General features: G+C 34.1%; 8 protein-coding genes and 1 pseudogene. 1 reads left to right on the forward strand and 8 read right to left on the reverse strand.

Going from position 1 to position 12,344, the window contains the following annotated elements:
• Window positions 1-131 precede the first annotated feature (131 nt).
• The gene (gene priA / locus ACYH9I_RS02260) at window positions 132-2,300 is read left to right on the forward strand and encodes a primosomal protein N' (protein WP_483558724.1); all 2,169 of its coding nucleotides are present in this window, start codon (window positions 132-134) and stop codon (window positions 2,298-2,300) included.
• A gap of 43 nt (window positions 2,301-2,343) precedes the next feature.
• Here the strand turns inward: priA and ACYH9I_RS02265 are convergent, their stop codons facing one another.
• From ACYH9I_RS02265 to ACYH9I_RS02300, 8 genes and pseudogenes are all read right to left on the reverse strand, one after another.
• Window positions 2,344-2,655 (reverse strand): ComEA family DNA-binding protein, encoded by a 312-nt coding sequence (locus tag ACYH9I_RS02265; protein WP_483558583.1) that lies wholly within the window; start codon window positions 2,653-2,655, stop codon window positions 2,344-2,346.
• Between the two features lie 154 nt (window positions 2,656-2,809).
• Complete coding sequence (locus tag ACYH9I_RS02270) at window positions 2,810-4,672, reverse strand: SurA N-terminal domain-containing protein (RefSeq protein WP_483558585.1); 1,863 nt, start codon at window positions 4,670-4,672, stop codon at window positions 2,810-2,812.
• A gap of 210 nt (window positions 4,673-4,882) precedes the next feature.
• Window positions 4,883-7,240 (reverse strand): annotated as a pseudogene (gene lon, locus ACYH9I_RS02275) (endopeptidase La); the annotation flags it as partial.
• Between the two features lie 166 nt (window positions 7,241-7,406).
• On the reverse strand, window positions 7,407-8,681 hold the full coding sequence (gene clpX / locus ACYH9I_RS02280) for an ATP-dependent protease ATP-binding subunit ClpX (RefSeq protein ID WP_483558587.1): 1,275 nt from the start codon (window positions 8,679-8,681) through the stop codon (window positions 7,407-7,409).
• A 10-nt stretch (window positions 8,682-8,691) separates the two neighbouring features.
• Window positions 8,692-9,294, reverse strand: a complete 603-nt coding sequence (gene clpP, locus ACYH9I_RS02285; RefSeq protein ID WP_483558589.1) for an ATP-dependent Clp endopeptidase proteolytic subunit ClpP — start codon at window positions 9,292-9,294, stop codon at window positions 8,692-8,694.
• Between the two features lie 94 nt (window positions 9,295-9,388).
• Complete coding sequence (tig, locus tag ACYH9I_RS02290; protein ID WP_483558591.1) at window positions 9,389-10,690, reverse strand: trigger factor; 1,302 nt, start codon at window positions 10,688-10,690, stop codon at window positions 9,389-9,391.
• A gap of 108 nt (window positions 10,691-10,798) precedes the next feature.
• On the reverse strand, window positions 10,799-11,827 hold the full coding sequence (lpxD, locus tag ACYH9I_RS02295) for a UDP-3-O-(3-hydroxymyristoyl)glucosamine N-acyltransferase (protein ID WP_483558593.1): 1,029 nt from the start codon (window positions 11,825-11,827) through the stop codon (window positions 10,799-10,801).
• Entirely contained in the window at window positions 11,827-12,315 is a 489-nt protein-coding gene (locus ACYH9I_RS02300; protein ID WP_483558594.1) for an OmpH/Skp family outer membrane protein, read from the reverse strand. The genes lpxD and ACYH9I_RS02300 overlap by 1 nt, the downstream gene beginning before the upstream one ends.
• Between the last annotated feature and the right edge of the window lie 29 nt (window positions 12,316-12,344).

Here is a 12,344-nt window from a genome sequence, read left to right on the forward strand (position 1 = left end):
ATACCACCACATTTGATTAGATCAATAACACACGAAAATTGTTAAAATAGAATATATCAGGTTAGGTTTTGCGAGTTAAACGAAAACTGCGTACAATATAACTTTTGATTAATTATAATTGTGACTTTTCAATGCTTATTGCTCATGTAGCCTTACCCGTACCGCTCTACCAACTTTATGATTATAGCTTAACGATGCCAGCTCAAGTTGGAATGCGGGTTAAAGTTCCTTTTGGTAAAAGAGATACAATAGGTATTATTGTCAACATTGATGAAAAAACCGAATTTAATGTTAAAAAATTAAAAACCATTAAGGCAATTATCGATAGTGAACCAGTTTTTTCACCTTCCATTTGGCAGCTATTGAACTGGGCTGCTAGTTATTACCACTATCCCATCGGAGAGGTTCTGTTTCATGCTATGCCTATTTTGTTAAGACAAGGGCGCCATGCAGTCAAAGAAGAAACCAAACAATGGCAATTAACCAAATTGGGGAAGCAAATTGATTTAGAATCGCTATCACGAGCCCCAAAACAACAATTATTACTATCATCATTTAGAAATAATACTATTTCTAACACTAACATAAGTAACGCCGTCTATCACGAATTACAGAAAAAGCAGCTTATAGAGCAAGTAAGCTGCCAACCAGATTACATTCCATGGCAAACAAACTTTTCAACTAATGCTAGTTCAATTCAGTTAAATAAAGAGCAGAATTATGCGATAGAAACAGTCAATAAACAAAATCACCAGTTTGAGGTATTTTTACTGGAAGGTGTAACTGGCTCAGGTAAAACTGAAGTTTATTTGAATATACTCACAAATATTTTAACTGCCGGTAAACAAGCATTAGTACTTGTGCCTGAGATTGGTTTAACACCACAAACAATTAAACGTTTTAAACAACGTTTTAATGCACCAATTGATATTCTTCATTCGGGACTAACTGATAAACAAAGACTAGCTGTTTGGTTAAGAAGCAAAAATGGAGAAAATGCTATTGTGGTAGGTACTCGTTCGTCACTTTTTACTCCATTTAAAGACTTAGGGGTAATTATTATTGATGAAGAACATGATAGCTCCTATAAGCAACAAGAAGGTTGGCGCTATCATGCACGAGATTTAGCAATTATACGAGCTAAATTTAACAATATTCCAATTATTTTAGGCTCTGCAACACCATCGCTTGAAACACTCAATAATGCACAAAACGACAAGTACCGCTTACTACAATTAACAGAAAGAGCCGGTAATGCAACGTTAGCCAAACAGTCAATTTTAGATTTGCGTGGGTTAGTACTTACTGCTGGTTTATCACAACCATTAATTGAGGAAATAAAAAAACATTTATCTAATAATAACCAGGTAATGTTATTTTTAAACCGTCGAGGCTTTTCACCATTATTAATATGTCATGATTGCGGTTGGATTGCTGAATGTCCTCGTTGTGATAGACCCTATACATTTCATCAGAAACAACACAAGCTGATTTGTCATTATTGCGATACACCAAGAGCAATTCCCAAACAATGCCCAAAATGTGGCTCTACTCATTTAATGCCGATTGGATTTGGAACAGAACAACTTGAACAACAACTTGAGATTCTTTTTCCTAACATCAAAATTAGTCGTATTGATCGGGATACAGTTAGTAAAAAAGGTGCATTAGATAACTATTTACACAGTATTCAACAAGGTGGTGCACACATTTTAGTTGGCACACAAATTTTGGCAAAAGGACATCACTTCCCTGATATAACTTTGGTTGGAATTGTAGATGTTGATGGGGCTTTATTTTCAAGTGATTTTCGAGCAACTGAACGATTTGCGCAAATTTATACACAAGTATCAGGAAGGGCTGGCCGTGAAGCAAAAGCAGGTCAAGTCATTTTACAAACATATCATCCTGATCATCCTTTACTTAATGTTTTACTAACTGAAGGCTATCAAAAATTTGCCAAACTGACATTACAAGAAAGACAACAAACCCAACTACCACCATTTAGTTACCAAGCATTGATTCGTGCAGCAGATCGCAATAATCATTACGCACCAACACTTTTACAACATATTTATGATTGGTTAAAAGCACATTATAATCATACATTATGGCAACTTGGGCCAATGCCTGCAAGCCAACCCAAAAAAGCGGGGTACCATCGTTGGCAATTACTGCTTCAACATACAAATAGGCAATATTTGCAGCAAATATTAGATCAACTATTAACGGAAATAGGTCAATGGAATGAAACATCGAAAGTGAGATGGAGTATTGATGTCGATCCTACTGATAATTAGATTGATATTATTTCCACCAATATTAATTGGTGGAAATAATAAATCATAAAATTATTTTACCGGCATTCTTATCTAGTGTTGCTTGACCAATACCAGAAACTTCCTTTAACTGCTCGACGGAAACGAAAGGACCAAATTTTTCCCGATATTCGATAATTTTTTGGGCTTTACTTGCCCCAATCCCCGTCAATACTTTTGATAATTCTTCTGCCGTTGCAGTATTAATATTTACTTGAACAACTTGTTTTTGTTCCTGTTTAACTTTAGCCGATGTCACTGGAGTGGAATCAGCAAAACTTATGTTAGAAAAAACAAAACTTGATAATAAAATACATAATAGTGAAAATACTTTCATTTGATTAATCTCCAAAAATAGTTACGCAAATAAATTTGCTTTATAACTATCTCACTTAATCAAATAAAACAAATTTCATGAATGGCAAGAATGAGAAAAGCCACCTAAGTGACTTTTCTTTTTTTCGATAATTGCTACTATTTTGAGAACTAAATCACAGATTAGCATCAGGCATAATTTCTATCTTAGCTTTAGAGCGTATGTCAGCAGCAAGATAATAATGCATTTCACTAATGAATAAAGGTAACAACTCAGAAGAAATATCTTCATATTTTGTTGGGGTATCTACCTTAGTTAGCACAACAATATAAGCACTTTTATCATCGATAAATTCCGAACCAAAAACCCTCTTTCCTGATGCTGATGGATTTAAATTAAATACCATATTAACAACTTTTGGGTCGAGTTCGGTTGAACTCCGCTTCAAGGTGTATTTTTGTGCAAACTGAACATTTTTAGCTTCTCCTGTTTCATTTAATTGAGTCAATATATTATCGACACTAGATTTAAACTGGTTTTGAGCCATTTTTGCATAGAGTTTTTCATGAATTTGGTTTTTCACCTCATCAAACGGCGCAACACCTTCAGGACGATAATCAATTGTTTGTACAACAAAATCATATCTACCATAATCCCTTTCAGCTATGATTAAATCAGAAATTTGCCCTGTCGCTTTACCATCGGCTATCATTTCTTCACTAAAAACTACGTCACTAACTTCAGGATGAGTAGTTATTCCAAATCTATCGTTGAAAAATATCCAATCAGAGGTCTTTACTTCTAGTCCAACTTTCTTAGCAAGCTCTTCAATACTTTTAGGAGAGTCATGTAATGCAATTTTAATTTTATTTTCGTCATTTTCCAAAGTCTGCTGTATTTTTTGTTGAGTCAGTTTTGAATCAATTTGATACTTCGCAAAATCAAAATCCATAACCTTAGAGGCCTGTATATCATCTAATTTCACGATTGCATAACCGCCGTCAACTTTAATTGGTGATGAAATTTGCCCTACTTTTTTCAACTGAGCATTTTTAAAAACTTGAGGTAAAGAGTCATCATCAGCAAACCATCCTAATGAACCATTTTTACCGTATGGAGAAATATCATGATTTTGATTGACAGTTTTAGCAATATTATCAAAATCAGCTCCAGAAGAAAGATCCTTTGCAATTTTATTAGCTTGTTGTTCATCAGTAACAAAAATTACACTATAGGCTTTCTTAGCTGGATATGAATAAGTTTTAATATTTTTATTATACTCATTCTTAATCTCGTCTTCAGTAACGTCAATTGTTTTTCTTATAGCATCTTCTGATACAAAAATATATTTAACTTTTACTCTCTCTTTCCTAAAAAACTCTTTTAAATTTTCGTTATAGTATTTTTGTTCATCATCTATCGTAATACGTGTTTCATCAATATCACTTATTGAAGTATTAACTGAAGTAGCATATACGCTTCTAGTTTGATTTTTGAGTGAAGATATTTCAGAATCGATTGGCAAAACAAAACTGCTATTTGTCAAAGCATTAATCACCTGTTGTTGCTGCAATACAGTTCTTATAATTTCGGCATAAGCATCTGGAGTAATATTATTTTCAGCTAGAAGGGTTAAATATTTTTGAGTATCAAATTTACCATTTCTAAAAAAATCTCTTTGTTTCTTAATGAAATTTTTAATCTGTTCATTACTAATAGTTACACCTATCTTTTCTGAAAATTTATAAGCTAAATAATTATCAATTTGATTTGATAATACACCCCGACGTATCTGTTTGATAAAAGAACTATCCCCTCCAGTATTTGCTGTTGCTCGTCTAGCTTGGGCTTCAAATTCAGTGCGGCTGATACCGTCACCATCAACTTTTGCGATGTATTGTTGCTGATCACGTGCACTACTATTACCACCGCCAAAACCTAAAAATCCGACGCCAGTGAAAATAAAACATAAAATAATTATTGCAAAAATAATTTTAACAACAAGATTATTTGCTGCTGTTCGGATTGTTTCCATCATTTCTTGCGATTCTCCGTATACCTAATATTTAATTTTGAAAGTATAGCATATTTAACTAAATTAACTATTGTCAGAATATTAAGTCCAAAAAAAGATCAACACCAAGTTGATCTTTTTCAAATAAAAAAATAATTAATTTAAGCTAGCAGAACGGCCAACACTATTTTTTATTTTTTTAATAGCCTTTTTTACAGGTTGCTTTAATGTCGTTTTTTTAGCTACGAACTCTATACCTAATGGATTATTTTGTAATGCAATTGTTAATACTTCATCAATCCATTTTACAGGATGTATATCAATTTCAGCCTTCACATTCTCAGGGATTTCTTCTAAGTCTTTAACATTATCAATTGGTATCAATACAGCTTTAATTCCACCTCTATGCGCAGCTAATAACTTCTCTTTTAGTCCACCGATGGGTAAAACTTCACCACGTAATGTTATTTCCCCCGTCATAGCAACATCTGAGCGAACTGGATTACCCGTTAATGTTGAAATTAATGATGTACACATAGCAATACCAGCACTTGGCCCATCTTTTGGTGTTGCGCCATCTGGTACATGCACATGGATATCACGTTTTTCATAAAAATCACTATTAATACCCAATTTTTCTGCACGAGACCGAACAACTGTCAATGCCGTTTGTATTGACTCTTGCATCACATCACCTAATGAACCTGTATAAGTTAATTTTCCTTTTCCAGGTACACTTACCGATTCAATAGTGAGTAAATCACCTCCGACTTCTGTCCAAGCAAGACCAACAACCTGGCCGATGCGATTTTCACTATCCGTTTTACCGTAATCAAAACGCTGTATTCCCAAGAAATCTTTTAAGTTGTCTTGTGTCACAGTTACCTGTTTCAATTTACTGTCTAATGCTAACTGTTTAATAACTTTACGGCAAATTTTTGCAATCTCTCTTTCCAAACTTCTAACACCCGCCTCACGAGTATAATAGCGGATAATACCGATGATGGCTGAATCATCAATGCTAATTTCTTTTGGCTTTAAACCATTATCTTCTATCTGCTTAGTAATTAAATGTTGCTTAGCTATATTCAATTTTTCATCTTCTGTATAACCAGAAAGACGAATCACCTCCATTCTATCCAACAATGGTGCGGGAATATTCATAGAGTTAGCCGTTGCAACAAACATCACATCAGATAAATCGTAATCAACTTCTAAATAATGGTCGCTAAAAGCATTATTTTGCTCTGGATCAAGCACTTCTAATAATGCTGATGCAGGATCACCACGCATATCCGATGCCATCTTATCAATTTCATCTAATAAGAATAATGGGTTCTTAACACCTACTTTTGCCATACGCTGAATTAATTTTCCCGGCATTGAACCAATGTAAGTACGTCTATGTCCACGAATCTCAGCCTCATCGCGCACTCCACCTAAAGCCATGCGAATATACTGACGGCCTGTTGCTTTAGCTATCGATTGACCTAGCGATGTTTTACCTACACCTGGAGGCCCAACCAAACACAAAATAGGACCTTTAACTTTATTAACACGGCCTTGAACAGCTAAATATTCTAAAATTCTGTCTTTTACGCGTTCAAGTCCATAATGATCTTTATCTAGAACTTTTTGTGCACCTTCAATATCTTTTTTAACTTTGCTACGCTTATACCAAGGAACTTGAATCATCCAATCAATATAACTTCGAACTACTGTCGCTTCAGCAGACATTGCCGGCATCATTTTTAATTTATTAAGTTCGGCTAATGCTTTATCTGTAGCCTCGTTTGACATTTTAGCTTTAATAATTTTTTCTTTTAACTCTTCATATTCATCAGGTTTATTGTCTATATCACCTAACTCTTTATGAATAGCTTTAATTTGCTCGTTCAAATAATACTCTTTTTGAGCCTTTTCCATTTGCTGCTTAACACGTTGTCGAATATTTTTTTCGACTTGTAATAAATCAATTTCTGACTCCATTAATGAAATAAGCAACTCAAAACGCTTTACAAGATTAGCTGCAACTAGAATCTCTTGTTTCTGTTCAACTCTTAAAAAAAGCGTAGCAGCAATAGAATCAGCTAAACGCGATGGTTCTTTCACTAAACGGATAGAATCAACAACTTCCTGAGTTATTTTTTTATTAAGTTTTGAATATTCATCAAAGTTAGATAAAGTTAAGCGGATCATAGCTTCACTTATATCTTCTGCCTTTTTAACTTCGCTTAATGGCTTGACTTTTGCAATAAAAAATTCATTATTTTCATGCACAGCAATATCCATCATTTTGGCACGTTCAACACCTTCAACAAGAACTTTTACAGTTCCATCAGGTAATTGAAGTAATTGTACGACATTAGCCACTGTTCCGACTTCATATAAATCATCTACATCAGGATCATCTTGAGAAGGATTTTTTTGGGTTACAAGAAAAACTTGCTTATCCATTTCCATTGCACTTTCTAGGCAACGTATTGATTTACTTCGACCAACAAAGAGAGGAATTACCATATGTGGAAATACAACAACATCACGCAATGGTAAAATAGGCATAATCATGTGTTTAGTTCGTTTTATTTTCATTTTCTTCTCTCTAGTAGTACAAACCCATTAGATAAATATTGGGATCGTTTTTAGACATTCAAGCCTATTTTTGGAACATATTGACAGTTTTTAAAGTAACTTTATTTTAGTACTAATTTGAGGCTATAGTTTTGCCATCATATTTTTATGATGGCAAATTTATATTTCAAGCAGATAGTTCAGCATCTTCGCGGTACACTAACTTTGGTGCTTGATATCTTTCGACCGTTTCTTTTTCTACAATCACTTTTTTAACAGAATTCATTGACGGTAAATCGTACATTGTATCTAATAATATATTTTCAACAATTGAACGCAATCCCCTTGCCCCTGTTTTACGTTGCATTGCTTTTATAGCGATAGCGTCCAGAGCTTCTGCTGTAAACTCAAGCTCAACGCCATCTAATTCAATCAAAGTTTGAAATTGCTTAGTTAACGCATTTTTAGGTTCAGTTAGAATATTAATTAAAGCATTCTTATCTAATTCTGATAAAGTACCAATAACAGGTAATCTCCCAATAAATTCTGGAATTAATCCAAATTTAACTAAATCTTCTGCTTCTATTTGCGCTAATAATTCTGACTCAGAAATTTTATTTTTCGTACTTTTTACATCAGCACCAAAACCTATTCCTGTATTAGTTGATACGCGGTTTTCGATAACTTTATCTAGACCACTAAATGCACCACCGCAAATAAATAAAATTTTTGAAGTATCAACTTGTAAAAACTCCTGTTGAGGATGCTTACGCCCTCCTTTTGGAGGGACTGAAGCAATTGTTCCCTCAATAATTTTCAATAAAGCTTGTTGAACACCTTCGCCAGAGACATCTCTCGTAATAGATGGATTATCTGATTTTCGTGAAATCTTATCAATTTCATCAACATAAATAATACCACGTTGAGCTTTTTCAACATCATAATCACAATTTTGTAATAGCTTTTGAATAATGTTTTCTACATCTTCACCTACATAACCGGCTTCCGTTAATGTTGTTGCATCTGCCATTGCAAAAGGAACATCTAAAAAACGAGCTAATGTTTCAGCTAATAACGTTTTACCACTTCCTGTAGGTCCTATAAGCAAAATATTACTTTTGCCCAATTCAACATCACTTCTACTTGCATAATTACGCAATCGTTTATAATGATTATAAACAGCAACGGATAAAACTTTTTTTGCACGTTCTTGACCAATTACATACTCATCAAGATGCTCTCTAATTTCATGTGGTGTTGGTAATGGCTTACTGATAAACTCTTCATGAGAAAGAAAACTTTTTGTCTCTTCTTTTAAGATATCATTACACAATCCTATACATTCGTTACAGATATAAATAGATGATGGCCCAGCAATAAGTTTACGGACTTCATGCTCACTTTTACCACAAAAAGTACAATAGAGTAATTTTTCTGAACTTTCTTTATTCACTTCTACCACCTATCTAATATTAAGATCGTTTATTGTATATGGCATCAACTAAACCATATTCAACTGCTTTTTCGGCAGACATAAAGTTATCACGATCGGTATCTTTTTCAATTACACCTATATCTTGACCTGTGTGCATTGCTAAAATGTTATTTAAACGACTCTTTACTTGTAAAATTTCTTGTGCATGTATTTGAATATCAGAAGCTTGCCCTTGAAAACCACCTAATGGCTGATGAATCATGACACGAGCATTAGGTAAGCAATAACGTTTACCTTTAGTTCCCGCTGTTAAAAGCAATGAACCCATTGAGCATGCTTGCCCCAAACAGATTGTGCTGACATCTGGTTTTATAAACTGCATAGTATCATAGATTGCCATACCAGCTGTAACCACTCCACCCGGTGAATTAATATACAAATGAATATCTTTATCAGGATTTTCCGCTTCTAGAAATAACATTTGAGCGATAATAAGATTTGCCATATTATCTTCAACTTGCCCTGTCAAAAATATAATTCGTTCTTTTAATAATCGCGAGTAAATATCGTAAGCTCTTTCGCCACGAGAACTTTGCTCAACAACCATTGGAATAACACCCATATATGATTCTAAAGGCATTTTTATCTCCTAATTAAACAAAATAGCCCAAACAGATATTCCTTATTTGGGCTTTAAAGTGCTCTTTTTTGACTAAATGAAAAAAGCTAATAGGTTAAGCTATTTGCTGATTCATTAATTCAGAAAACGAGTAATTCTTTTCCGTTACTTTTGCGCTAGCTAATAATAGATCAACAACTTGATCCTCTAATGCTACAGCTCGAATATTCTCCATCGCTTTTTTATCTTTACGATAATATTCTAAAACTTCTTTTGGATCTTCATATGCAGTTGCAATTTCATCAATTAATGCCTGAACACGCGCTTCATCCGCAGTTAGTTTATTACTTTCAATGATTTCACTAAATAATAAACCAGTAGCCACTCGTCTTCTTGCCTCGTTTTCAAATAGTTCTTTAGGTAACTCCATACCTGGTTTTACATTACCACCAAAACGAGATAAAGCTTGCTTACGTAATACATCAATTTCGCGGTCAATTAATGCTACAGGTACATCAATTTCATTATTTTTAACTAAACCATCAATAGCTTGTGTTTTGACTTTATTACGAATCGTTGCATTGAGCTCTCTAGTCATGTTTTTACGAACTTCAGCTCGTAGGCTTTCAACTGTTCCATCAACGATACCAAAACGTTTAATAACATCTTCTGTAAGCTCTGGTAATTCAAGTTCCTCAACTTTTTTAAGTGTTGCTGCAAATATAGCAGGTTTACCTTTTAGGTTTTCGGCATGATAATCTTCTGGGAAGGTCACATTAATATCAAACTGATCACCTTCTTTATGACCAATAATTGCATCTTCAAACCCCGGAATCATACGGCCTTGACCTAACACCAACGCGAAATCATTGGCTTTGCCACCTTCGAACTCCGCACCGTCAACCTGACCAACAAAATCCAAAGTAACACGATATTGATCTTGAGCTGCTTTTTTAACCTCTTTCCAAACACCTTGTTGTTTGCGTAAAGTTTCGATCATAGTCTCTATATCAGCATCTCCAACTTCTGCTACAGGTTTTTCAACTTCAATTTTATCTAAATTTTCAACTTTGATTTCTGGGTATACTTCAAATTCAACAGTAAAGGTATAATCTTCACCATTTTTATATTCTTGTGGAGTATAAGTTGGGGCGCCTGCTGGATTTAATTTTTCTTGAATAATTGCTTCAACAAAATTTCGTTGCATCAAATCGCCTAATGCGTCTTGTAAAATAGAAGCCCCATAACGTTGTTCAACAATCTTTAAAGGTACTTTTCCTTTACGAAAACCATCAATACGTACTTTTTTTGCAGTATTAATTAGTTCTTTATCAACCGCTTTTTTGATGTCTTCTGATTTAATTGTAATTGATAAACGTCGACCTAAACCTTTTGTTGTTTCTACCGAAACTTGCATCTTTATACCTCGAAATTATTGAATGTTATTCGTCCATAATTATATAAAAACGATAACTGAGCTAAAAAAATATTAAAAATAGGCATGCATTATACCGACCGTAATCGTCTACGTCGAGACATTTAATTGTTTCTTCTCAAGTGCTTTCAAGCGTTTATTCATCTCGTCAATATGTAAAACTAACGACGCAGTTTTACGCCATACTTTATTTTCTTGCAATGGAATGCCCGATGAGTAAACACCAGGCTGTGTAATTGGGCGCATTACCATCCCCATACCAGTTACGGTAACTTGATCACATATTTCCATATGTCCATTAATCACACTAGCTCCACCAATTAAACAATGACGACCAATAGTTAAACTCCCTGCCATAATAACACCACCAGCAACTGCAGTATGATCGCCAATAATATCGTTATGAGCAATCTGGCATTGATTATCAATAATAACACCATTACCAATAATAGTATCATCAAGAGCACCACGATCGATTGTTGTTGAGGCTCCAATTTCAACGTTATTACCGATAACAACACGACCTAGTTGGGGAATTTTAATCCATTTACCTTTATCATTAGCATAACCAAATCCATCAGCGCCAATTACAGTTCCAGACTGAATTAAGCAATTTTCACCAATAACACAATTATGATAAATAGAAATATTAGCCCATAATTTTGTACCGGCACCGATTATTGTATTTTTACCAATAAAGCAACCTGCACCAATAATACAATTATCACCTAACACGACACCGCTTTCGATAACAGCATTAGCACCAATCGAAATATTGCTACCTAGCTTAGCAGTTGAATCAATTACAGCTGTCGGTGCGATATCTTTTGCTGGTGTTGGCGTGGTATCAAGGATTTGCGCTAATTTTGCGTATGCAAGATAAGGATTTTTAACAATAAGAGCAGCCCCGCCCCAATGTTCAACACTCTCTCTAGTCATTACGACAGCAGAAGCTTTACAGGTTGATAAATTACTTTGTAATTTTTTATCAGACAAAAAAGTAATTTGCCCAGATACCGCACTTTTCATTGATGCTATACCGGTGATAGTTATATTACCATCACCATGTAACTCAGAATCAAGTTGCTTAGCTAATTGCTCTAAACGAAAGGAAAACATTAGTTTTTAACCTTTTCCAACACTTTATCTGAAATATCAACTGCATCTGATGCGAACAATGTAGCTCCAGCGTTTAAAATAACATCGTATCCTTCTGCTGCAACAATATTTTTAACTGCCTCTTGGATTTTAGTAATTAATTTTTCAAATTCTTCTTTTTGACGCTTTTGATAATCTACTGAAAACGCATCAGCTTTATTTTCAAAATCAGAAATTACCTTATTTAATTTAGCTTTTTCAGAAGAAGATAATGTTAAACCATCTTTCTTTAGACGAGCGATAGCTTCTTTAGATTTTTTTTCTTCTTCTTTCAATGAGTTGGCTCTTGCTTCAAATTCATTTTTCAACATTTTACTTACTGATTCACGTTGAGGCATCCGTTCTAATACTGATTCAACATTAATCACACCAAATTTAACTTCAGCATTAGCAAATCCAGCAAAAAGTAATGCAGCACTAATACCTAAAACAGCTATAATTTTTTTCACTTTAATCACCTATGTATTTTTGTTTATAA

This window comes from Gilliamella sp. X-23 (assembly GCF_057063545.1).

Bases quoted from the DNA above. Each gene is read 5' to 3' on its own strand.
- clpP (WP_483558589.1), bottom strand. From the start codon at position 9,294: ATGCCTTTAGAATCATATATGGGTGTTATTCCAATGGTTGTTGAGCAA.
- priA (WP_483558724.1), top strand. From the start codon at position 132: ATGCTTATTGCTCATGTAGCCTTACCCGTACCGCTCTACCAACTTTAT.
- ACYH9I_RS02265 (WP_483558583.1), bottom strand. From the start codon at position 2,655: ATGAAAGTATTTTCACTATTATGTATTTTATTATCAAGTTTTGTTTTT.
- ACYH9I_RS02270 (WP_483558585.1), bottom strand. From the start codon at position 4,672: ATGATGGAAACAATCCGAACAGCAGCAAATAATCTTGTTGTTAAAATT.
- tig (WP_483558591.1), bottom strand. From the start codon at position 10,690: ATGCAAGTTTCGGTAGAAACAACAAAAGGTTTAGGTCGACGTTTATCA.
- lpxD (WP_483558593.1), bottom strand. From the start codon at position 11,827: ATGTTTTCCTTTCGTTTAGAGCAATTAGCTAAGCAACTTGATTCTGAG.